Source organism: Rhizobium sp. BK289, from assembly GCF_014193575.1.
Lineage (GTDB): Bacteria > Pseudomonadota > Alphaproteobacteria > Rhizobiales > Rhizobiaceae > Rhizobium > Rhizobium tropici_C.
On the sequence record NZ_JACHZO010000001.1, the window covers coordinates 615,653 to 637,388 of the forward strand.

Genomic DNA, 21,736 nt, shown 5'->3' on the forward strand with positions numbered 1-21,736 from the left:
GTCAACATGTCAACTGGTATGATGAGCTTATCAGCGGTATCACATGAAGTGGTCGCGGAAGCAGGCGATGACGACCACGGCCGAAGCCGCGCCGGGATCGATGTGTCCCAAGGCCCGATCGCCGAGGCGCGACGAGCGGCCCTTTGCCGCGATCATATTTTTGGTTCCTTCCGCGCCCGCTTCGCCGGTTTCAAGGGCGGCGGCCAAGCAGTCGGCAAGCAAAAGCCCTCGATCCCTGGCCGCGCGGCAGGCGGTGGCGGCGGGTGCCCAGGCATCCACCATGGTCTTTTCGCCGACCTCTGCCTTGCCCCGATCCTGAATGCCCTTGGCAAAGGCAGAAAATATCTCGACCATATCGTCGTCGCTCAATGACGACTTTCCCTTGGCGACCGCGCCTGCGCGCATCAGGGCGGTCGCATAGAGCGGTCCGGACGAGGCACCCACGGCGTTGAGGAAGGACTTCGCCGCCGTGTTGAAGACCAGCGTCGGCTCGGATGTCGATGAATCCAGCTCCGAAACCGCCTTGGCGGCGGCGGTAAAGCCGAGCTCCATGGCGATGCCGTGGTCAGCGTCGCCGATCACGCCGTCCAGTTCGCAGAGACGATCCCTCTCGCGGGCCATCGCTTCGGCGATCCGCACGAAAAGCGATTTCAGATCCTCCGTTGTAACCGTTGTCATTACAAAACCTCGCCGGAGCGGAACATGGCGCAATCACAGGGGTGATCGATCAGTCGCTGCAATTCGTCATCGAGATGGATGAGGGTGATGGAGGCTCCAGCCATTTCCAGCGACGTGCAGTAATTGCCGACCAGCGACAAGTGAATGACGACGCCTGCATCGTCGAGCATGGCCTTGACCTTGCGCATCATGATGTAGAGTTCCATCAGCGGTGTGGAGCCCAAGGAGTTGACGAGCACGGCAACCCGGTCACCGCGTGCCGGCTTCATCTCATCGAGAATCTTGCCGACGAGTTCGCTCGTCACCTCGTCCGCAGACCGCATCGGCCCGCGTGCGACGCCGGGCTCGCCATGGATGCCCATGCCGATCTCCATCTCGTCGGCGCCGATCTCGAAATTCGGTTTGCGCGTCTGCGGCAGAGAGCAGGGCGAGAGTGCGACGCCCATCGTATAGGTGCGCTCATTCGCCCAGCGTGCCACCCGTTCGACATCGTCGAAACCGTACATCAGGTCGCATGCGGCACCCGCAGCCTTGAAGATGAAGACGTTGCCGGCAACCCCGCGACGGCGCTCCTTCTGATCGACCGGTGCAGACGCGATGTCATCCGTCGTCAGCACGGTACGCGCCTCGATATCGTCCATGGCAAGCATTTCCGTCGCCATGTCGAAATTCATGACGTCGCCTGCGTAATTGCCATACATGAACAGCACGCCGGCGCCGCCATCGACAGCCCTGGCACATTCGATGATAGGATCGGGCGGCGGCGAGGCGAAGACATTGCCGATGGCGGCGGCATCGGCCAGTCCCTTGCCGACGAAGCCGAGAAATGTCGGCTCGTGTCCGGAGCCGCCGCCGATGACCAGGCCGACCTTACCATCTCGCGGACCATGGTTCGCCACGATCGAGCGCGGCGATCCTTCAACGGCGCGGAGATGGCGCGGATGGGCTGCGAGTATCCCGGCCAGCATTTCATCCACGGCGGCCGCGCCTTCGTTGATCAGCTTCTTCGTCTTCACGCAGTCCTCCAAATCATTGCGATCGTTGGGACTAACATGCGCGTCTCCGATTGAAGGTCAATCCATCAAGGCTGCCGAAACTGTGCTATAGGCATCAAGCAAGAGCCTCTTGCTTTCAGTCTGTTCCTTCAGCTGGAATGTCTCCAGCTCCACCCGTTGCGGAATGGGTGTGATATTGACCAGATGGAGCGACCGCGATCCGCCGGATCGTACCGTGATGAAGCTGAGTACCGCGCTCGGATCGGACGACAGGCACTCGTGCCATGGCTGGCCGGCGAGGCGGGATAGCGCCGCGACCGTATTGAACAGCGGTCGTTTAGTGCCTGCCGCCGATGGCTCGTTCTCTCCAGCGATCAGGCCGAAAGATCCTGTCAGTGCCGAAAGCGTCAGGCATTCCAGTCCGGCATCGAGGACACGGGCAGCGTAACCCAGCGCAAAGGCTTCTCCAAAACGGGCATTGTGCCGCGGATCGGTGTTGGCCATTGCGATACGGCCGCCGCGGGGATTGTCCATTGTCCTGCTGCCATAGGGGTTCTGCCGCATCGGTATGGTCGATGGGCCGATGCGATAGGATTTGTCGCCGTAAATGGCGCGTACGGAACGCGTGATGAATGGCAGCGCTTCCAGCGTCTGCATGACGCTCAGATCGTCAGCCGCATGCACGATGGGATTGGTGCAATGCGTAATGAAATCGAGAGTGTCGGCTGGCCCACGTTTGCGATTGAGCTCGGTGAAATAGCTCAGCATGCCGCCGCCGATACGCACATCGGGAAAGGCGGCGTGCGCGGCGGCATAGACTTCCTCAAGAGGAGGGCACTCGGGCCATTTGCTGCCCGGCGGCGTCGATTGCCGGTCGACCGAAGGAGAGACCATGATGGCATCGGGTTTGAAGCCGGCTGCCCGCATCCAGTCTGCTATTTGCTGTGCTTCGACAAGCGGTGCCTGGCGGCAGGGCAATGCGATTTCCAGCGTCGACTTGCCGGCATGGAGTGCGGTGACGGCTGCGAAGCGTTTGAAGGCATCAGCGCCATGGCCGGCATTCGGATCGAAGTGAAACAACAGTTCTTGCGGTCCGATTTCAGCCAGCCGGTTGCGCGCAGCCCGAGTTGCGTCCGCTTCCTCGGGTGTAACGACAAGACCGATGGACGGCATGGCACCGGATTTTGTTCCCGGGCTTAGGGTGATCGCTGCATCCGAAGTATGGGAAAAAGAGGGTGGCGAACGCCGCTTATTCCCGATGGTCAGAACGATACGCTGCCGCATCGGCTCGCCGGCTGGAATTCGATAGGGCCAGGGCAGTGCAAGCGGGCGAACATAGGTCTTGTAGGAAGCATCGGACCAGTTGCGCTGATCTTCCATCTCGAAGGTGTCGCCTTCCATCCGGCATTCGGCTGTTACGTTCGCCATCACGCCATGCGTAATCGCCCGCATATCCTTGAAGGGCTGCCAGGGTTCGATAAGATCGGGAAAATGCGTGTTTTCTCTGCTGCCGTCGACATGCTCGACCGATACCGGCGTGCCGGCGTGCCCCACGATCGGGTGCAGGATGCAGAAGCCGCAGCGGTTGGTTTCGAAGCCGGTCATCGAGAGCGCTATTGCTTCGAAGGTCAGGGCTTCATCGGCTTCAGCTGCTATCCGCACGTCGATCACAAGTTCGGTATTTTCAGGGCCGGCACAACGCGCAACATAGCTGACGAAAAAGCCATCCTGATGCTGATTGATCCGCAGATCGTCGATATCAGGTGCATAGGTGCCCCAATCGCGATCGCGGATCAGATAGGAAACGGCCCGCAGAACCTCGACGCCATCATAGCGGATAGCCCGGAGATTGCCGTCCTTGAAGTCGACGTCAAGCCTGCCCGCTGTCAGTCGGACCGGCGGCGTTTCGAGCTCGCGCGTGCCGTAAAGCTGGAACAGATCGATCTCGCTCTTCATCGCAGCATCGCTCCGATATCGACGGATTTCCCGTTGGCGGCGCTCTCATAGGCGGCTTCGACCAGCGCCAGGGTCTTGAGATTGTCAGCGCCCGACGTCGAGGTTTCGCCTCCGTCGGCAAGGCGATCGGTCCAATGCTGCTGAATTGCGAGCACGCTCTCCTGGATGTTGTGCCAAGGGCGCGAAGCCCAAGGCAGAAGCCGCGGCGACGCATCCGTGATGCTCACGCCATCGGGGCCGTTGACCTCGAGGCAATAGCCTTGCGAGAGGCGAATGGTGCCTCGCGTGCCGTCGAGTTCGATCAGCGTCTCCGGGAAGGGCTCGGTCGCAAGCTTGGAGGCATAGCTGACATCGACGAGCGACGTCGCGCCGTTCTCATGGTCGAGCAGGATGGTTGCGACATCCTCACCCTTGATCTTCGGATTGACCCGCTTGGTGCGGGCCGTCAGTGAAGAAACGTCGCCGAGGATAAAGCGGGCGATGTCGAGCGTATGGATGCCGAGATCCTCGATGATGAACCGTTCGCCTTCGGCGAGATAAGGTTGGCCCGAAAACACGTCGTAGCCGGAGCGGAAGGAGAAACGCCCCCAGAAGGGTTCGCCGATCGCACCGGACTGGAGGGCATGCTTGACGGCCTGAATGGGCGTCTGCCAGCGGAAGTTCTCATGCACCATAAGCGGCACGCCGGCCGCAGCGCAGGCCGCGACCATGGCTTTGGCATCACTCAACGTCTTTGCGAAGGGCTTTTGGCAGATTGCAGGGATCTTGTAAGAGGCGGACATCTCCACTAGGGCGCGATGGCTTTGCACCGTCGTTGCGATGTCGACGAAATCGAAGCCCCCATCGGCGAACATGGCGGCCGCGTCCGTGTAGCGGCGTTCGATGCGGAACTGGTCGCCGACGAGTTTCAGCCGCTCCGGGTCGCGGTCGCAGATCGCGACGATGCTGGCGCCTTCGACGTCTTGCCACGCGTGCATCTGATTGATCGCGAAAAAGCCGCAACCGATCAATGCGCCCTTGAGTTCTGCCATTTCAGCCTGCCTTTGCCATTTGCATGAGAGTTACGCGCTGCTGGAGACGCCGTTGCGCCTGATCCACGACAACAGCGATGATGATGACAAATCCCTTGATCACCATCTGCCAGAAGGATGAGACGCCCATCATCACGAGGCCGTCAGAAAGGATGCCGATGACGAAGGCGCCGATGATCGTGCCGCCTATGGTGCCGCGGCCGCCCGACATGGAGGTGCCGCCGAGCACCGCTGCCGCGATCGCGTTCAGCTCGAAGCTTTCGCCGGTCGCCGGATGCGCCGCCATCAGTTCCGACGAAATGACGATACCGACGATGGCCGCGCAGAGCCCCGAGAACATATAGACGAAGATCTTGACCACATCGACGCGGATGCCGGACATGCGCGCGGCGCGCTCGTTTCCGCCGACGGCGAAGATGTGCCGGCCAATCGGCGTCGAGCGGGCGACGTAGGCGGCGAGTAGCGCCAACACGATCAGGATCCAGATGGAGACGGGAAGGCCGAGCATACGGCCAGCGCCGAAGACGTCGAAGCCCGTGGTATCGTATTCCGGCCGGCCCACCAGGTTCGGGAAGGTCTGCCCGTCGGACGACAAGAGTGCGAGGCCGCGGGCGATATAGAGCGTTCCGAGCGTGGCGATGAAGGGCGCGACGTTGAGCTTGGTGATGAGCAGGCCGTTGATCAGCCCAATCCCCAGGCCGACGGCCAGTGTGATGAGGATGATCTCGTAGATGTTGAAGTAGACGGTATAGCCGATCGGCAGTTCGACGCCATTCAGGATGAGGGCGCCTGCCACCATGCCGCAAAGGCCGACGATCGAGCCGACCGATAGATCGATCCCGCCGGTGACGATCACGAAGGTCATGCCCATGGCGAGAAAGGCGTTGAGTGCGACGTGCTTGGACATCAGGATGATGTTGGCGGTCGAGGTGAAGTTCGGTGCGAAGATCGCAAAGAAGATGACGACGGCAAATAGCGCGATGAAGGTCCTGAGCTTCATCAGCGTCAGGAGAACGGAGCCGTTCGAGCGATCGGCCGCAAGGCTGGAAGACGTATCTGCGGTCATGACGCGAGTTTCCCTGTATGTCCGTGTCCCTTGGCGGATGCCGCGATGATGGCCTCTTCCGTCGCTTCGCTTCGGTCGAGAACGGTCACGAGCTTGCCGTTGCTGAGCACTGCGATGCGGTCCGAAAGTGCCATGACCTCTTCAAGGTCGGAGGTTGAAAACAAGATTGCGAGACCCTTGCCGGCGAGCCTGCGCATGGTGCGGAAGACGTCGGCCTTGGCGCCGACATCGATGCCGCGGCTCGGCTCGTCCATCAAAAGCACCTTCGGGTCGGTCATCAGCGCCTTGCCGATGACGACCTTCTGCTGGTTGCCGCCGGACATGGAGGTTACCTCGAAATCCGGATTGGGCGCCTTGATCGAGAGATCGCGGATCATGTCGCGGATGGCAGTCTTTTCGGCACCCGGATCGATATGGAAAAACAGCCGGGCGAAGCGGCCGAGGCTCGCAAGCGTCAAATTGCTGGCGATGGACAGGACCTGCACCAGCCCTTCGCGCTGCCGATCCTCGGGGATCAGCGCCAGACCGTGCCGGATGCGCCTGGTGGTGTCGCGTGCGCGAACCTCGACCCCATCGATGTAGATCCGCCCGGTCGAATGCATATGCCGGCCCATCACGCATTCGAAGAATTCGCTGCGCCCGGCACCCATCAGGCCGTAGATGCCGAGGATTTCGCCGGCGCGCACCGACAGCGAGACATGATCGACGGCAAGGCCGCCGGTGCGTCGCGGCAGGCTGATCTCCTCGGCACGGAAGGCTTCCTTGCCGATCGCATGGCCTCCGTCCCTGGCGAAGTCCTTGGCGTCCGATCCGATCATCGAGCGGACGATCCATTTCGTATCGATATCGCGAACCATGGCCTGACCGGTGATCTGCCCGTCACGCAGCACGGTGATGTAGTCGCCGATGCGCATCAGTTCTTCCAGCCGGTGCGAGATGTAGACGATCGCGACGCCTTGAGCCTTCAGCTCCGCAATGACCTTGAACAGAATATCGACTTCCGCGGCAGATAGCGCCGATGTCGGCTCATCCATGATCAGAATGCGGGCATCGAGCGAGATGGCCTTGGCGATCTCGACGAGCTGCTGCTGCCCGATCGGAAGGTCCTCCACCATGGTTTCGGCGCCTATGCCGGCATCGAGCCGATCCAGAAACGCGTTGGCCCTGGCGATCTGCGCCTTGTGGTCGATACCGAAGATGCCGCGGGTGATTTCACGCGTGGTAAAGATGTTTTCGGCCACCGTCATGTTGGCAAAGAGATTGAGCTCCTGGAAGATCATGCCGATGCCGCGCGCCTGCGCGTCGGCCGGGCTGCTGAAGGAGACTTCCTCGCCTTCGAGCAGGATGCGGCCCAAGGTCGGCCGTTCGACCCCGGCGATGATCTTCATCAAGGTAGATTTTCCGGCGCCGTTTTCGCCGACAAGCACATTGACCGCGCCGCGGTGCAGCTCGAGGTTAGCGTGCCTGACGGCGACGATGCCGGAATAGACCTTGGAAACGTCCTCTAGGCGCAGGATGATGTCGTTGCTCGGCGTTTCGCTCATGGTCATTGCCCCAATGTCAGGGCTGAAGGGGTGATCAGGGGAAGCTGGCCGGATGGGGGCAGTGGAAACGCGCCGGTCACCGTGATCGTCTTTCCAATCAGCTCGTTGCGAGGCAGTGCTGCCAGAAAAGATGAGTTTGCCTTCTCATTGAAGGCCTTGCCGAATTGAGCCCATTCGATCTGGTTCCTGAATTCGTTGAAGTCCAGGAAATCCAGCGCGTCGCGCAGCGCCGTGCCTCGGATGGCCGGACCGATCTGCACCTTCGCATCCGCCTCGCCGTCGCCATCCACATCGACGTCGAGGGTGCCCGCACGGGAGGCGGTATCGGCAGCGACGATCTTGCCGCTCAATTTGACGGCATAGGTCCAGGGTGATGAAGCCTGCTTTCGCGGATTTCCGTATTTCGCGCCGGCATCGTCCGGATTAGCGGCTATGGCCTGCAACACCGTCTTGATGTCGCCCGCGCGCTTCTCCATGCTCGGCAGCACCTGAGATTGCCAGATGGCATCGACCTTTGCCGCGGGATCGAAGGCACTCTTTGCTGCCGCCGCGGCTTTCTCCTCGGGCGTCGGCGTCTTGATAATCTTGCAGCCGGGCAATGCCGCGGCCAAAACAAGGGCCACGAGCGCGCCTCTGGTCCTCAACATGCAATACACCTCGATCTCGCAGGAAAGACATCGGGAGAGCGCGAGTTTCCCGCGCTCTCCAACCTAGTGGCATCAGTTCTTCAGCGCGAAGGTCTCAAGCTTGTCGGCATTGTCGGCATTGATGAGGACGCAATCCATCAATTGCTTCTCATCCTTCGGTGCCGTCTTGTTCTTGATATAGGCGTCGGCCTGTTCGACCGCCTTCTGGGCCTGGGCGTAAGCTGGCTGCATGACCGTCGCCTTGATGCCGCCCGCCTTGATGGAGTCGCGCACATCGTTCGACCCGTCGAAGCCGACGACGATCACGTCCTTGCGGCCGGCGGCCTGCAGAGCGGCAATCGCGCCCATCGCCATGGTATCGTTGCCCGAGATTACGCCCTTGATATCAGGATTTGCCTGCAGGATGGTTTCCATCTTGGCATAGGCCTCGGTCTGGCTCCAGTTCGCCGACTGCTTGGCAACCAGCTTCAGATCCGGATAGTCGTCGATGACGTCGTGATAACCCTGCGAGCGGATGCCGGCATTGGTATCGGCTTCGCGGCCGACGAGTTCGGCATAATTGCCCTTCTCGCCCATCAGCTTGACGAACTCCTGCGCGCCGAGCTGGGCGCCCTGGTAGTTGTTGGAAACGATCTGGGCGACCGCGATGCCGGTCACGTTGATTTCGCGGTCGATGAGGAAGGAGGGGATGCCCGCATCCTTGGCCTTCTTCAGTGCAGCGACCGTCGCATCCGCGCCGGCATTGTCGAGAATAATAGCTTTGGCGCCACGCCCGATCGCCGTGTCGATGACTTCCGATTGCTTGTTGGCATCGTCGTCATGCGTCATGACGAGCGTCTCGTAGCCCAGTTCCTTCGCCTTGGCCTCGGCGCCGACGGCCTCTGCCTTGAAGAATGGATTGTCGAAGGCCGGCGTGATGATGGCGATCAGATCGGCCGCGAAAGCCGGCATCGCCGTCCCCAGCGCCAGTGCGGCGGTAAAGGCTGCAAGTGTCAGTCTGCGTGTCAGTTTCATGGTCTCCTCCCAGTTATGAAACAGGCCCTGTTCCCGGCAGGGCAGCAAGGGGAGGGCATTGCCCTCCCGGGGACGTCGATCAGGTGATGCGACGGATGCTTTCTGCGATCTCCTGCGGCTCGAAAACTTTCTTCCAGTCGTCGCGCATGAGGGCAGGAATGCCGAATTCGATCGCCTTGTTGCAGGCATCGGAGAACACGCCGTCGACTTCCTTGAAGATGACGGCGCCGAGCACGTTCATGTGGCCCAGCAGGAAGTCGCGGGCGGCTTCCGCCGGGACGCCGCGGGCAACGCACTCATCCATGGCCTGGCGCATGACGACGAGCAGCGAGGCGCAAACCGTTTCCGAAAGACCCGGTTCCAGCATCGCCATCTGCTCGACGGTGACGCGATGCGAGCGCATGACGGGCGCCCAGATGACCTTGGCGATTTCCTCGCCGAGAGAATAGGCACTTTCCGGACCCTGCATCAGCGCCGAAACGATATGCTGCTTGGCAAAGAGGCCGCCGAAATGGTCCTTCTTGGCCTGCATGTCGGTCTCGTCGTTGAAGATCGGCGGATGGCAGGGATGGGTGACGAAATAAGTGAGGTCTTCGCGCTGCGGCAGATGGCCTGCAAAGGGGGCGGCGGCGTCGAGCGCGACGACCATCGTGCCGGGTTTCAGCTTGTCGACGATGCCGGCGGCAACCTTGCCGATCGCGGTATCCGGTACTGCAAGGATCACGACGTCCGCGCCATCCAGCGCGGCGTCGACAGGGACGCAATCGATGGAAAGGTCATTCTTCAGTCGGGCCTTGCCGGCATCGCTGACCTCGACATGGCGCACATCGAAGCGCGAGCCTTTCAGGTTCTTGGCGAGCCGGTAGCCCATTTTGCCGCCGGCGCCGAAAAGAGCAATTGCAGTCATGTTGGTACCTCGTTCACTTTCAATGTGTGGTATCGCAAGTGGTATGATGAGTCAATGAGCATGCCAATGACCTTGCCGAGAATGCACAGCTAAGATGCTCGGCCGTCGCGGATCTGCGCGAAGTAATCGTCGGTGCCGACCTGCCCGCCCTTCAGTGCGATCTGCAGGCCGTTGGTGGGCGCATAGCTGCCATGGGCCGTGCAAAGCGGCGAGCCTGGCGTTTGCGGTAATGGGAGACGTGTCGTCAGGGCCTCGACGCGCAATTCCTTCAGGGCATGGCTCGAAGTATCGCCGCCGGCAATGACGGCGCGACCGAGATTTTCCTGTTCGATCAGACGTCGCAGGATCGTGCCGAGAGCTTGGCCGAGACGATGCCGGGCGCCGGGAATGCGGTCGATATCGCCGCCACGGTCGGCGGACGGGCCGAGCGCCGTATGAAGAATGACGCTGCGGCCGGCCTTGAGGCTGGCCACGCCCGCGGCGACGGCTGCGTCCAGAGCACGCTCGCCATTTTCGCCGACAAGCGCCAAGGGATCGAGATCGATGCCGTCAAAACCATCGGCCGTGGCGCGGCGGATTTGCCGTTCGGTCGTCGGCGATACGCTGCCGGAGACGACCGCGAGGCGGTCGACCTTGCCGGGAGGAGCAAACTTCGGCTTCTCTCCGATCAAACCTTCGTTGCGCCAGGCATTGAGAAGGGCATATTCGACACCGGATGAGCCTGCGACAAAAGCATTGCCCTTGCCTGCGAGGCGCCACAGCTGATGTCCTGCAGCAGCCTGGGTTTCCGGGCTGTCGACATCGAGAAGCAGGATACCATCCTTGCCTCTCGTCAGCGCATCTAGCCGCACGTCGGCATCGGCTGCCCGCATCATGACGAGGTCCGCGAGGCTGACGGGGAGGGGCGTCTGCTTGCCCAGATGCAAGGTGAGATCGGCCTCATCCATTGGCGTAACGGGATGCCGGCTCATGACCGGGTGCCGGTCGATGCGGAAGACCTGGCCCTGATAGGCCGCGAAAAGATGACCGAAGGCGGTGTAGCGTTTCAGCTGCGGCGCTCCGATCACAACGGGCACGACGGGTTGTGCAAAGAGCGCTTTGCCGATCTCGATCGCCTTACCGATATTGCCGATCCCGGGGCTGGAATCGAAGGTCGAGCAGACCTTGTAGTGGCATATGGCGGCATCGAGGCCCTTCAACCATTCGAATGCGGATGTCAGATGCTCATCCATCCATTGCGGCGTTTCGCTTCGGCTGGTGCCGGCAATGCCGATGGCGCGGCAATCCCTGAACCGTTCCAGCATGGCTTCGCTCGGAATGTCGAGGAAGAGAGCAGTCGGCACGCCGTTCGAGGCAAGCGCCTCCATGACGTCGGTGGAGCCGGTGAAGTCATCGCCATAATAGCTGAGGAGAAGGTTGGACATTGCTGGAAGACTGGACATTGCTGTTAGGCGTCCTTGCCGTCACTGAATTTTGTGATCGAGGCGGCAAGCTCCGGATGATTCCTCGCATAGTCGGCAAGCGGTATGTCCGAAACCGCCGCCTGCCAGGCCTGCTGGATGGCGCGAACGCCGGCCGCCGGTCCGAAGGGATGGCTGACGATGCCGCCGCCGCAGAGATAGAGAAGGTCGGTCGTCCGGCCGGTGCGCTGGTAGGTTTCCGGCGCCTGGCCGCCCCATTGACCGGAGCCGGCAACGGGGAGCGGACAGTCGGATGGGCCGAAAAGCGGCGTGCGAATTGCCTTGAAGGACTCGACGAAGCTGTCGTCCGGTTCCCAATATTTGACCCTGATGCCGTTGATCTGGAACTGGTCAACGCCGAGCAGGCGCCAGAATTGCTGGTAAACCCTAAAATCCATGCCGGCACCGGGATGGCGGGTCAGCACATCCCAGCCATTGCGATGCGCATGCAGCACCAGCCCGGAGCGCTTGCGCAGGAAGCTCATGCCACCGAAGCCGATGGAATTGATGTTGACGACGGCGCAATTGCCGCCGGCCTTCAGCACCAGATCGTGGTTGCGCATCATCTCGTCGGGATCGGCATGCGAAATGCCGAAGGCATACATGACCTTCTTGCCCGTCTTCTGCTCGTGATCGAGGATAAGGGGCATGATGGCTTCGACGCGCTCTTTCAGCGGCGAATAGGCCGGGCTCATGAGCTTCTCGTCATCCTTGATGAAATCGACGCCCGAGCCGATCAGCTCGCCGACAAGCGCGGCCGTTTCCTTTGGCCGAAGGCCGAGCGCGGGCTTGACGATCGTGCCGATGATCGGGCGGCCGCTGACGCCGGTCAGGCGCAAGCTGCCGGCAACACCGAATTGCGGCCCGGGATGTGCATCGCGAAAGGCCTCCGGCAGCTTCATGTCGACGATGCGGATGCCGGTCATGCCCTTGATCGAGAAGACGCCGCCGATCGCGATCGTCATCAGCGCCGCAAGATCGGTGCCGATCGCATCCAGCGGGAAGGCGATATCGACATCGGCCCGACGGATCGGGCCATGTCCTTCCGCGACTTCCGGCCAGGTCGGATGCTCCGCATCGGCAAGCGGGCGAATCGCGCTGAGGCGCGCGGCAACGCGCGCCTTGAGTTCTTCCGTTTCGCCGGGGACCGCGACGAAAGTGCCGGTCGATTGATCGCTGGCGATCTTGCGGGCCATCGCTTCGATGCTGCCAGGCGTTTCGATACGGTAGGTAACGGTGATGGTCATAAGCGACTGAATGCTCCTCTCGCCGACGATTTTCACGTGGCGCAAACTGGTGATCTGGTATAATGAGTATTCCAACTTCTGCAACGATTTTTTTGCCCGGCAGTCGACAACATGTTTCGTATGGGCTTCCGCCGCGGCAATCGAAAATGCATAAGGGAGAAAAGGTTTTGGGAAAGCGGGGGTCCATGGGTCAGCCTGTTGAACAAATTGTACGTCGAAAGCTGTCCGATGAGGTATTCGAGCGGCTGGAACGGTTGATCACATCGGGAGAACTCAAACCTGGCGACGAGATGCCGTCCGAACGAGTCCTTATGGAGCGTTTCGGCGTCGGCCGGCCGGCGATTCGCGAAGCCATGCAGGCGCTCGCCAATATGGGGTTGGTGAATATCTCGCACGGCGAGCGTGCCAAGGTGCTCCAGCTCACGGCGAAGTCGATCTTCCGGCAAGTCGACCTGACCGCCAAGATCATGCTCTCGCAATCGTCCGACTCGCTCGAACATTTGAAGAGCGCGCGCATCTTCTTCGAGCGCGGCATGGCGCGCGAAGCGGCGCAGCGCGCAACCGAAAAAGATATCGCCGATCTTTACGACATTATCGAACGTCAACGCGCTTCCCTGGGGGATGCCGAGGAGTTCATTTCGGCCGACATGCAGTTCCACACGCGCATTGCCCAGATTTCCGGCAATCCGATTTTCGCCGCTGTGAGCGAGGCCATGCTGGCATGGCTGAAGGCCTATCATACCGACATGCTGATCTGGACCGGCAAGGAAAAGTTCACGCTGGTCGAGCACGAGGAGATCCTCGCGCGCATGGCGGAGAACGATGCCGACGGAGCAGAGCAGGCGATGCTCAAGCATCTTGAAAGGTCGCGCGCGCTCTATACGAAGTGATCTTCGCCTCGGCAGCTGTCAGGCGAGGGGTAATTGTCCTAATTCCTCCCCATTCCTTGTGAAATCTGGCCGCATGCAAACGAGGTGTGCGTGATGGTCAATTTCATTCACCGGAATATGCCGCTTTTTCTGGCCGCTATTCTGACGGCGGTCGCCATAACTCTTTATAATCTGGCTTGCCTCATGGTCAGGCACCATCACACGATATTGCATGATCTCCACCGCGCGGTGGGTGCCTTGATCCTCCTTGCCGCATTCTATGCCATCATCCGCCACATGCAGTCGCTGCCGGATGAGGAAGGCTAGAAATCCGTTAAACCCGGAAATCAAAACCGGCAATTTCAGATAGCATTCAGCCTGCGCGGCTATATCCTCGTCCTGTCATAGTGCGGAGTTGACGGCATCCTACAAGATTGCCGCTGGTTTCGTGTCGGAAAACGGTTCCACAGCAAGTTCATCGCACCGTTCCGGTGCCAAGCCCCATGAAGAACTGAGGATGTCAAAACGTGGCTGATGTTTGTACACAAGGCGTAGACACGGGCTTTGTTGCCCTGGGCTATGCCAAGATCGCGATACTGGGTGTCGTGCAGGGATTGACCGAGCTTCTGCCGGTCTCCTCCACTGCCCATATGCGCCTGGTGCCGGCCTTGCTCGGCTGGCAGGATCCGGGTTCGGCCTTTTCGGCCGCTATGCAGCTTGCGGCCCTTGCCGCCATCGTCTCCTATTTCTGGAGCGACGTTCGTTACGTCACCTTCGGATCGCTCGATGCCATCAGGCAGAGGGATTGGCGCTCCCCCGCGATGCGGCTTGCGATCGCCATCGTCATTGCAACGGTGCCGATCGCAATCGCGGGCCTCTTGCTTTCGAAGTCGTTGAATGCCTGCGGCACATCTTTCCGCAGCCTTTGGGTGATCGGCATCGCCTGCCTGGTCATGGGCTTGCTTCTGGCGGTCGCTGAACTCTATAGCCGTCATAGGAAGGGCATCGAGCAGATGACGCTGATGGATGCCCTGTTCGTCGGCATCACCCAGGTCGGTGCGCTGGTTCCCGGCGTCTCGCGCTCGGGTTCGACGCTGACCGGTGCACTCTTCCTCGGTCTGAAGCGTGATGAAGCCGCACGGTTCTCGTTCCTGCTCGGCTTACCGGCCATCGCGCTTGCCGGCCTGAAGGAGCTGTTCGAACTCTACAAGGCCCATATTCCGATGGAAGCCTGGTCCATCCTGATCGTCGGCCTCATTGTGGGCAGCATATCGTCCTTCGTCGCCATCTGGGGACTGATGCGCTTTCTGGAGCGTTTCTCGACCTGGCCTTTCGTCATCTACCGTATCATGCTCGGCGTCGTCATTCTCTTCGGCGTGCTGACCATGGGATGGGCTTGAGCTGTCCGAACCGTCGGCTGCAAAGCTTCAATATCGGCGCTGCCTCCATGGTAGCGCCTTTTTCATTCCGGGCCGTTATCCAAAAACGAGACCGCCATCGACGATAAGATTTTGTCCGGTGACGGCACGCGCCCAGGGGCTGGCAAAGAAGAGCACCGCATCGGCAGCTTCCTCGGGTGTGGTGACGCGACGCAGCGGTGTATTGGCGGCGATGATGTCGAAGACGGCTTCCGGCGTGGCACTGCTGGCATCGGTCGTGCGCAGAAGGCCGCCGGAGACCATGTTGACGGTAATCCCGAGCGGGCCGAGTTCGGACGCAGCCGTGCGGGTCAGCGACAGCAGTGCCGCCTTGGCTGCGGTATAATCGTGATAAGGCACGACCGGATTCTGGAAGAGGTTCGTGCCGATCGTGACGATCCGGCCAAAGCCCGCCGTTGCCATTGCCGGCTGCGCCGCCTGTATCAGGTTCAAAGCGCCTTGCAGTGCGGTTTCCAGCTGTATCGCCATTTCCGCCCAGCTCAAGGCATGCAATTTCGAGCGCGCATCGCCATTGAAGCTGAAATCGGCGAGCGCGTTATGGACGACTGTTGTCGGCGCGCCGAAATGCGCAGTTACCTCGGCAACGAGCTGCTTCGTATCTCCAGGATCGCGGATATCGGCCCGAAACGCTTTCGCATGATCGCCAAGGTCTGCCGCCAGCGCCTCTGCCCGCTCACGGCTGGCACGATAGTTGATGGCAACCTTTGCGCCCTCCCGAGCAAAGGCCGTCGCTATGGCCGCGCCGAGACCGCGCCCGGCACCTGAAACGATGACGATCTGATCCTTGAGTGACAGGCTCATTTCTCTACTCCTTGTTTGTGTGCCAGAGCCCATGAAAATGCTGCACAGGTCCGTGGCCGCTTCCGACGGAAAGGTGGCCCGAGGCGGCGACCGCGGCGGCGAGATAGGCTTTGGCGGCGGCGACGGCTTTCGGCAGCGGCAGTCCCTTGGCGATCTCGGCGGCGATGGCGCTGGAAAGCGTGCAACCCGTCCCATGCGTATTCTTCGTCGGCAGCCGCTCGGCTTCGAACCAGGTCAGGCCGCCGGCGCCCGCCAGCACATCCGGACTTTCGTCACCCGCAAGATGACCGCCCTTGATGAGGACGGCCGAAGGCCCAAACGCTGCCAGAGCAAGCGCCTGACGTGCCATGTCTTCGCGGTTTGAGGCCTCCACGTCATGCAACAGCGCTGCCGCCTCGGGCAGGTTCGGCGTTATGACTGTCGCAAGCGGTAACAGCCGCATGGTCAGCACGTCGACGGCATCGGCGGCAAGCAGGGCGGCGCCACCTTTCGCGATCATCACGGGATCGAGCACGACGGGCACATCGCCATGTCGCGCCAGAATGTCCGCGACCGCATCCGCAATCGCGGCGTTGGCAATCATCCCGATCTTGATCGCATCGACCCGGATATCGGCGAAGATCGCATTGATCTGATCCGCCACGAAAGAGGGTGGCACCGGATGGACACCGACGACGCCTTGCGTGTTCTGCGCCGTCAGTGCGGTTAGGGCCGCCATTCCATAAACGCCGCGGGCGGAGAAGGCCTTCAGGTCGGCCTGGATACCGGCGCCGCCGGAGGGATCGGAGCCGGCGATGGACAGGACATTGCGGATCATTGGCGAGCCTCCTTGATGGCGTTCGCGATGAGGGCCGTCGCCTTTCGCGGGTCCGCTTGGCCACAGATGGCGGAGACGACCGCAAGGCCGTCCGCGCCTACCGAGAAAACCTCTCGCGTATGCTCCACTTTGAGGCCGCCGATCGCAACCGATGGAACGGGGCAGAGCCCGACGATGCGGGCAAGACCGTCGAAGCCGATCGGTTGCTTGTGATCGGGCTTGGTCGGTGTGGCAAAGACCGGACCGATGCCGGCATAGTCGACGATACCAGGGTCTATGAGGGTCGCGAGGACCTCGGTTTCCACCGAGAGGCCGAGGATCATGTCCGGCCCGATCCGGCGGCGTGCTTTGGCGGCGTTCATATCCTCCTGTCCGATGTGGAGACCGTCGGCGCCGATGGCGATGGCGGCTTCCACATTGTCGTTGACGATCAGCCGGGCATTGGTTCCCTGCAGGATCTTTTTGAGAGCGCGGCCTGTCTCGATCACGGCTGCGGTCGGAGCATGCTTGTCGCGCAGCTGTACGATCGTGGCACCGCCGGCAACGGCCGCACGGGTCGTTTCGATCATGCCGAGGTCACCACACAGCACGGGATCGAGGACGAGGTAGAGTGAGAGATCGAAGTCTTTCATGCTGCCGATATCCTTGCGTCGCGATCCAGCAGTTCCGGCGTAAGCGCTGCGAGGGCGTCGAGGAAGCGCCAGGAGAAAGAGCCGGGACCATCGGCTGCCGCTCCTGCCTGCGCACCGGCGACGGCGAAGACGGTGAGTGCTGCCGCGGTCGCATCGAATGGCTCATCCGGCGTTGCTGCGGCAAAGGCGCCGACGAGGCAAGTCAGCGAGCAGCCGAGGGCCGTCACCTGCGGCATGAATGGCGAACCGCCGGCGATCCGCTTCGCCTTCCGCCCATCCGTCACGAAATCCGTGACGCCGGTAACGGCGACCACGCAATCGTGCTTTACCGCGAGCTGCCGGGCGGACTCTTCCGCCTGCTCGACGGCGTCGCGGCTATCGACGCCCTGACCGCGGCTGGTGCCGCCGGCAAGGGCGATGATCTCGGATGCATTGCCGCGAATGATCCTCGGCTGCAGCTCCAGCAGTTGGGCTACCGCCTTGCGACGAAACTCTGTCGCATAATGGGCGACGGGATCGAGAACCCAGGGCTTGCCGGCATTGTTGGCCGATTGCGCTGCCTTCAGCATGCCCGCAAGCCAGCCCGACGAGAGCGTGCCGATATTGATCGTCAGCGCGCCGGAGATCGCGGCAAACTCGCCCGCTTCCTCTTCGGCATGCACCATCGCCGGCGACGCACCGGCGGCGAGCATCACATTGGCCGTAATATTCATGGCGACAAAATTGGTAATGCATTGCACCAGCGGTGGGTTTGCCCGCACGGCAGCGAGCAGGTTGCCGGCTGTGATTTGGTCTTGCATATCGCCCCTTTCAGGCGGGCGAGACGCGAAGGGACGACGTGCTGAGCGTTGCAAGGTCCCGAGCGACTCCCTCCGCCAGCATGATCTGGTTCAGGTTCGAAGGGTTCTTCTCAGCCCGCCGGAAAGCGGACGCCCCTGTCTCTCATCCTCCTTCTTTTCGCAGACAAAGACGCCGATGTCATCAGCAAATCACAAAGGCCTCCGCGATGGTCGCGAATTGGAAGCGCCTTATTTCCGGGCGAGACATGCAGCTAGCGCATGGGTGCAGTGATCTCTTAGCTCTGCAAAAGATTGAGGGGTTCGACTATATATTTCTCATCGAAGCGACGGGAGCGCCAAGCACGGCCGCTCAGCTTCGAAAGCCCAAGGAAAGGGGATCATCATGAACGTAGCACGCTCTTTCAATAACTGGCGCAAGTATCGTCAGACGGTCGCCGAACTGGGCCGTATGTCCACGCGCGAACTGCATGATCTGGGTATCGATCGCGGTGATATCCGCAATGTGGCCCGCGCAGCGATCGCTCGCTAACGGCCTCGACGGCTCCTTATAAAGCTGCATTATGCCAGCGCCTGTTCTTCCCGAGCAGGCGCTTTTGTTTTGCCGGGGGAGGGGACGGTCCAGGCTCTTTTCCCGGGCCGCATGCAGATCTGCAAAGCCAGCCGCTTTTCGCATAGCGCATAACTGCCCTGCAAAGAAATGCCTATCCTATGAGCAAGAATCGGCTATTATGCTTTTCATCGAAGCGATGCATCTCCTCCCGCATCCCTTCGTTTTTGCAGACGTCCTTCTCCTCCTCCCAGGGACGACTGCGGGAACAGCGGCATTCCTCCTCCCGTCCGCTGTTCGGTTCTTGTAGAAAGCCTGCCGCTCCTCCTCCCGCGGCAGGCTTTTTCGTTTCAGGCCGCATTCAACCGATTTCCGCTTCATCGTCACCGGCCCCATCGCGCGTCGGACGCGGTCATTGCCGTTGCGCCACCTCCGATCGCTGCTTGTTTTGAAAACCGAAGACCACCTCTCGCAAAAATGAACAGTCGCCACTATGTGCGACACCTGTAGCGCGCTACATCGAAGACCAACCCCCAACGTGATTCCCCGAAACAGGAGGATGCCCATGACCGGTTCTGCCGAATACACGCCGCCGAAGATCTGGACCTGGAACAAGGCCAATGGCGGCCAGTTCGCTAATATCAATCGCCCGATCGCGGGACCGACCCACGAAAAGGAACTGCCTGTTGGACGTCATCCTCTCCAGCTCTATTCGCTTGGTACGCCGAATGGCGTGAAGGTCACCATCCTGCTCGAAGAGCTGCTGGCACTCGGTCATAGCGGCGCGGAATATGATGCCTGGCTGATCAAGATCGGCGAGGGCGACCAGTTCGGCAGCGGTTTCGTCGACGTCAACCCGAATTCCAAGATTCCGGCCTTGCTCGACCGCAGTGGCCCGAAGCCTGTCCGCGTTTTCGAATCCGGCTCGATCCTGGTGTATCTCGCCGAGAAATTCGGCGCCTTCCTGCCGAGCGAGCAGCCGGCTCGCGCCGAATGCCTCTCCTGGCTATTCTGGCAGATGGGTAGCGCGCCCTATCTCGGCGGCGGCTTCGGTCACTTTTACGCCTATGCCCCGACAAAGATCGAATATGCGATCGATCGCTTCGCCATGGAAGTGAAGCGCCAGCTCGACGTGCTCGACCGTCGTCTTGCCGAAAGCGAATATATCGCCGGCAGCGACTATACGATCGCCGATATCGCCATCTGGCCGTGGTACGGCGGTTTGGTCAAAGGCTGGCAGTATGGCGCGGCCGAGTTCCTGCAGGTGCAGGATTACAAGAATGTTCAGCGCTGGGCCGAACAGGTCTACTCGCGTCCTACCGTCAAGCGCGGCCGCATGGTCAATCGCATGTCTGGCGATCCGTCCGAGCAGCTGCGTGAGCGCCACGATGCCAGTGACTTCGAGACCAAGACGCAGGATAAGATCGAAGCCGCAAGCTGACAGGCAGTTTTGCGCGTTATTTCTTCGAACCCGCGGTCTCCGGATCGCGGGTTTTTTATTGGCTTTGCCAGCGATCTTCGTCACGCGGCCACGTCAGCCTCGCTCCATCTTGTCGGGTCTAATGTCCTGCTGCCGAGGCTTTATCGCCCGGCAGAAAACGCAAGGCGCTCCTGCAATGCGTTTTACCGATGACGCAAAAGGAATGCTTCTCCATGCAGCAAGTTGCTGATGATAATGCCCTGGACAACAATGTCATCGCAGGCGCGTCGTCGCAGCAATCGAGCGAGAAAAGAGAGGCGCTTTTAAAGTGCCTGGTTTCTGGCGGTGACGAGCGACTGGATTGCGATATCGTCACCGGCCTCAATATGTATGGTTACGGCCCGGCACCTCGTCCGAGCGACCTTGCTTTCGGCTCTTCCACCGCATCGACCATCTCCGCCGCTGCCTTTGCCGAAGTCGAAAGCTACTACGCCGATCTGGTCCGCGAAATGGAAAACGGATCGGCCGCAACCATCTATGAGCGTGAAATTGGACGAGTACGTCAGGACCTCCTGCGGCTGCTCGGTCTCAATCAGGTCGCCGGACAGCCGCATGTCGACGTTATCCTCGCAACGTCGGGCACGGACATCCATCTCTTTGCTGCATCGCTTCTGGCGCGTGAGGATGATCGCGCCTTGATGACCATCACGCTGATGGGCAGCGAGACCGGCAGCGGCGTCATGACTGCCTCGGCCGGCCGCCACTTCATGGCCCGCGTCAGCAGCGACAGGGCTGTTGCCAAGGGCGAGGAACTGCGGCCCGGGGATGCGACGCGCAATGCGACCATCGCCGTCCGCACCAAGGATGGCTCCCTTCGTGCCGATAGCGAAGTCGAGGAAGAATTGCGTGGCCTGATCGAGCTCGGCCGCGCCGCAGGCTTGAGATGCCTGCTCGTCGTGACCGATGTGTCGAAAACCAGCCTTCTCGCGCCGAGCCTGGAAAGCGTGCTGCGCCTCAAGGCACGTTTCGGCGACGTGCTCGACATCATGATCGATGGCTGCCAGTTCCGCCTTTCGGCGGCAACGATTCGCGCCTACCTCGCGCATGGCTTCATGGTGGCCCTGACAGGATCGAAGTTCCTTGCCGGACCGATTTTCAGCGGCGCTCTTCTGTGCCCGCCGCAGATGTCGGAACGCTTTAAGCACCGCCCCCTGCCGGCGGCTCTGGCCGACTATTGCGGCAGGGCCGAATGGCCACAGGGTTGGGCGGCGCGTGAAATCTTGCCCGAACGCGCCAATTTCGGCCTGCTTCTGCGCTGGAAGGCGGCCTTGTTCGAGCTGCAATCCTTCGTCGTTCTTCCGGAGGAGCAGCTCACAGTCGTTCTCTCCGCCTTCGCCGAAGCCGTGACAGCCAGGCTTGCCAACGATCCTGCCTTTGCGTTGCTGGACAGCCGTGCCATTGATCGGCGCTGCCTGTGGAGCGTTCCATCGGTGCGCCGTTGGGATGAAATCCCTTCGATCTTTTCGTTCTACCTGCGCGACGCTGGCAATGCAGGTGTCTTGAACGCGGTAGAGACCGCGGCGGTCTACAAGGAACTGGTCATTGAGGAAGATGGGTTCGCGGCCGTGCATATCGGCCAGCCTGTAGGCTGCGCCGTTTTCGGCGAGATGCCGGCCAGCGCCCTTCGAATTTGCCTGAGCGCGCCCTTGGTCGTGCAGGCTGCCAAGAGCGCAGACGCACTTGCAGACGTTATCGATCAGGCCATGCTGGCGCTTGACCGGACGGCGCAGATTGCGGCACGGCATGCTTCCATGCCGGACTTGAGGCTTGCAAGCGCCTAGGTGTGGTCCCGACATCTCCTTGGTC

The 21,736-nt window shown here is 61.1% G+C and carries 21 protein-coding genes and 1 riboswitch; of the genes, 6 read left to right on the top strand and 15 right to left on the bottom strand.

Annotated elements, in window-relative coordinates; all coding sequences use genetic code 11:
- Positions 1-39: 39 nt before the first annotated feature.
- The 11 genes from dhaL to oiaX form a co-directional block, all read right to left on the bottom strand.
- Complete coding sequence (gene dhaL, locus FHT84_RS02830; protein WP_112344967.1) at positions 40-678, bottom strand: dihydroxyacetone kinase subunit DhaL; 639 nt, start codon at positions 676-678, stop codon at positions 40-42.
- Positions 678-1,694 carry a dihydroxyacetone kinase subunit DhaK gene (locus FHT84_RS02835; protein WP_112344968.1) on the bottom strand — a complete coding sequence of 339 codons (1,017 nt, stop codon included), beginning with the start codon at positions 1,692-1,694 and terminating at the stop codon, positions 678-680. Before FHT84_RS02835 ends, dhaL begins: the two co-directional genes overlap by 1 nt.
- Positions 1,695-1,751: 57 nt before the next feature.
- The gene (locus tag FHT84_RS02840; RefSeq protein ID WP_112344969.1) at positions 1,752-3,629 is read right to left on the bottom strand and encodes a hypothetical protein; all 1,878 of its coding nucleotides are present in this window, start codon (positions 3,627-3,629) and stop codon (positions 1,752-1,754) included.
- Positions 3,626-4,660: a Gfo/Idh/MocA family oxidoreductase gene (locus tag FHT84_RS02845; protein WP_112344970.1), complete on the bottom strand. Its 1,035-nt coding sequence runs from the start codon at positions 4,658-4,660 to the stop codon at positions 3,626-3,628. The genes FHT84_RS02840 and FHT84_RS02845 overlap by 4 nt, the downstream gene beginning before the upstream one ends.
- A gap of 1 nt (position 4,661) precedes the next feature.
- Entirely contained in the window at positions 4,662-5,726 is a 1,065-nt protein-coding gene (locus FHT84_RS02850) for an ABC transporter permease (protein WP_112344971.1), read from the bottom strand.
- Entirely contained in the window at positions 5,723-7,276 is a 1,554-nt protein-coding gene (locus tag FHT84_RS02855) for a sugar ABC transporter ATP-binding protein (RefSeq protein WP_112344972.1), read from the bottom strand. The genes FHT84_RS02850 and FHT84_RS02855 overlap by 4 nt, the downstream gene beginning before the upstream one ends.
- Entirely contained in the window at positions 7,273-7,917 is a 645-nt protein-coding gene (locus FHT84_RS02860; RefSeq protein WP_112344973.1) for a DUF2291 domain-containing protein, read from the bottom strand. Before FHT84_RS02860 ends, FHT84_RS02855 begins: the two co-directional genes overlap by 4 nt.
- Positions 7,918-7,989: 72 nt before the next feature.
- The gene (locus tag FHT84_RS02865) at positions 7,990-8,931 is read right to left on the bottom strand and encodes a D-ribose ABC transporter substrate-binding protein (protein ID WP_095436537.1); all 942 of its coding nucleotides are present in this window, start codon (positions 8,929-8,931) and stop codon (positions 7,990-7,992) included.
- Positions 8,932-9,010: 79 nt separating this feature from the next.
- A complete protein-coding gene (locus FHT84_RS02870; protein WP_112344974.1) occupies positions 9,011-9,838 on the bottom strand; it encodes a phosphogluconate dehydrogenase C-terminal domain-containing protein in 828 nt (275 codons plus the stop codon).
- Positions 9,839-9,927: 89 nt separating this feature from the next.
- Entirely contained in the window at positions 9,928-11,262 is a 1,335-nt protein-coding gene (locus tag FHT84_RS02875; RefSeq protein ID WP_112344975.1) for a four-carbon acid sugar kinase family protein, read from the bottom strand.
- A 23-nt stretch (positions 11,263-11,285) separates the two neighbouring features.
- On the bottom strand, positions 11,286-12,545 hold the full coding sequence (gene oiaX / locus FHT84_RS02880; RefSeq protein WP_112344976.1) for a 3-oxo-isoapionate-4-phosphate decarboxylase OiaX: 1,260 nt from the start codon (positions 12,543-12,545) through the stop codon (positions 11,286-11,288).
- A gap of 185 nt (positions 12,546-12,730) precedes the next feature.
- On the opposite strand from oiaX, the gene FHT84_RS02885 reads away from it, so the two are divergent.
- The 3 genes from FHT84_RS02885 (at position 12,731) to FHT84_RS02895 (ending at position 14,814) form a co-directional block, all read left to right on the top strand.
- Positions 12,731-13,435 (top strand): transcriptional regulator NanR, encoded by a 705-nt coding sequence (locus FHT84_RS02885; protein ID WP_112344977.1) that lies wholly within the window; start codon positions 12,731-12,733, stop codon positions 13,433-13,435.
- A 93-nt stretch (positions 13,436-13,528) separates the two neighbouring features.
- On the top strand, positions 13,529-13,741 hold the full coding sequence (locus FHT84_RS02890; protein WP_112344978.1) for a hypothetical protein: 213 nt from the start codon (positions 13,529-13,531) through the stop codon (positions 13,739-13,741).
- A gap of 200 nt (positions 13,742-13,941) precedes the next feature.
- Positions 13,942-14,814 (top strand): undecaprenyl-diphosphate phosphatase, encoded by an 873-nt coding sequence (locus tag FHT84_RS02895; protein WP_112344979.1) that lies wholly within the window; start codon positions 13,942-13,944, stop codon positions 14,812-14,814.
- 75 nt (positions 14,815-14,889) lie between these two features.
- Here the strand turns inward: FHT84_RS02895 and FHT84_RS02900 are convergent, their stop codons facing one another.
- Genes FHT84_RS02900 through thiM form a run of 4 tightly spaced genes read right to left on the bottom strand, consistent with a single transcriptional unit; the run spans position 14,890 to position 17,903 of the window.
- Complete coding sequence (locus FHT84_RS02900; RefSeq protein WP_112344980.1) at positions 14,890-15,654, bottom strand: 3-oxoacyl-ACP reductase; 765 nt, start codon at positions 15,652-15,654, stop codon at positions 14,890-14,892.
- Between the two features lie 4 nt (positions 15,655-15,658).
- A complete protein-coding gene (thiD, locus tag FHT84_RS02905) occupies positions 15,659-16,471 on the bottom strand; it encodes a bifunctional hydroxymethylpyrimidine kinase/phosphomethylpyrimidine kinase (protein WP_112344981.1) in 813 nt (270 codons plus the stop codon).
- Positions 16,468-17,103, bottom strand: coding sequence for a thiamine phosphate synthase (thiE, locus tag FHT84_RS02910; RefSeq protein ID WP_112344982.1), 636 nt, complete (start codon positions 17,101-17,103; stop codon positions 16,468-16,470). Before thiE ends, thiD begins: the two co-directional genes overlap by 4 nt.
- Positions 17,100-17,903 (bottom strand): hydroxyethylthiazole kinase, encoded by an 804-nt coding sequence (gene thiM, locus FHT84_RS02915; protein ID WP_112344983.1) that lies wholly within the window; start codon positions 17,901-17,903, stop codon positions 17,100-17,102. Before thiM ends, thiE begins: the two co-directional genes overlap by 4 nt.
- Before the next feature lie 50 nt (positions 17,904-17,953).
- Positions 17,954-18,050: riboswitch (TPP riboswitch) on the bottom strand.
- Positions 18,051-18,285: 235 nt separating this feature from the next.
- Between thiM and FHT84_RS02920 the strand changes: the two genes are divergently transcribed.
- From FHT84_RS02920 to FHT84_RS02930, 3 genes are all read left to right on the top strand, one after another.
- A complete protein-coding gene (locus FHT84_RS02920) occupies positions 18,286-18,432 on the top strand; it encodes a DUF1127 domain-containing protein (RefSeq protein ID WP_112344984.1) in 147 nt (48 codons plus the stop codon).
- A 583-nt stretch (positions 18,433-19,015) separates the two neighbouring features.
- Complete coding sequence (gene yghU, locus FHT84_RS02925) at positions 19,016-19,891, top strand: glutathione-dependent disulfide-bond oxidoreductase (RefSeq protein WP_112344985.1); 876 nt, start codon at positions 19,016-19,018, stop codon at positions 19,889-19,891.
- Positions 19,892-20,103: 212 nt separating this feature from the next.
- Positions 20,104-21,711 carry a hypothetical protein gene (locus FHT84_RS02930; RefSeq protein WP_112344986.1) on the top strand — a complete coding sequence of 536 codons (1,608 nt, stop codon included), beginning with the start codon at positions 20,104-20,106 and terminating at the stop codon, positions 21,709-21,711.
- The last annotated feature ends 25 nt before the right edge of the window (positions 21,712-21,736 follow it).

Coding starts and splice junctions, on each gene's coding strand:
- oiaX (WP_112344976.1), bottom strand. CDS start 12,545: ATGACCATCACCGTTACCTACCGTATCGAAACGCCTGGCAGCATCGAA.
- FHT84_RS02845 (WP_112344970.1), bottom strand. CDS start 4,660: ATGGCAGAACTCAAGGGCGCATTGATCGGTTGCGGCTTTTTCGCGATC.
- FHT84_RS02865 (WP_095436537.1), bottom strand. CDS start 8,931: ATGAAACTGACACGCAGACTGACACTTGCAGCCTTTACCGCCGCACTG.
- yghU (WP_112344985.1), top strand. CDS start 19,016: ATGACCGGTTCTGCCGAATACACGCCGCCGAAGATCTGGACCTGGAAC.
- thiM (WP_112344983.1), bottom strand. CDS start 17,903: ATGCAAGACCAAATCACAGCCGGCAACCTGCTCGCTGCCGTGCGGGCA.
- FHT84_RS02855 (WP_112344972.1), bottom strand. CDS start 7,276: ATGACCATGAGCGAAACGCCGAGCAACGACATCATCCTGCGCCTAGAG.
- FHT84_RS02930 (WP_112344986.1), top strand. CDS start 20,104: ATGCAGCAAGTTGCTGATGATAATGCCCTGGACAACAATGTCATCGCA.
- dhaL (WP_112344967.1), bottom strand. CDS start 678: ATGACAACGGTTACAACGGAGGATCTGAAATCGCTTTTCGTGCGGATC.
- FHT84_RS02885 (WP_112344977.1), top strand. CDS start 12,731: ATGGGTCAGCCTGTTGAACAAATTGTACGTCGAAAGCTGTCCGATGAG.
- thiD (WP_112344981.1), bottom strand. CDS start 16,471: ATGATCCGCAATGTCCTGTCCATCGCCGGCTCCGATCCCTCCGGCGGC.
- FHT84_RS02860 (WP_112344973.1), bottom strand. CDS start 7,917: ATGTTGAGGACCAGAGGCGCGCTCGTGGCCCTTGTTTTGGCCGCGGCA.
- FHT84_RS02890 (WP_112344978.1), top strand. CDS start 13,529: ATGGTCAATTTCATTCACCGGAATATGCCGCTTTTTCTGGCCGCTATT.
- FHT84_RS02920 (WP_112344984.1), top strand. CDS start 18,286: ATGAACGTAGCACGCTCTTTCAATAACTGGCGCAAGTATCGTCAGACG.
- FHT84_RS02840 (WP_112344969.1), bottom strand. CDS start 3,629: ATGAAGAGCGAGATCGATCTGTTCCAGCTTTACGGCACGCGCGAGCTC.
- FHT84_RS02875 (WP_112344975.1), bottom strand. CDS start 11,262: ATGTCCAACCTTCTCCTCAGCTATTATGGCGATGACTTCACCGGCTCC.
- FHT84_RS02870 (WP_112344974.1), bottom strand. CDS start 9,838: ATGACTGCAATTGCTCTTTTCGGCGCCGGCGGCAAAATGGGCTACCGG.
- thiE (WP_112344982.1), bottom strand. CDS start 17,103: ATGAAAGACTTCGATCTCTCACTCTACCTCGTCCTCGATCCCGTGCTG.
- FHT84_RS02900 (WP_112344980.1), bottom strand. CDS start 15,654: ATGAGCCTGTCACTCAAGGATCAGATCGTCATCGTTTCAGGTGCCGGG.
- FHT84_RS02850 (WP_112344971.1), bottom strand. CDS start 5,726: ATGACCGCAGATACGTCTTCCAGCCTTGCGGCCGATCGCTCGAACGGC.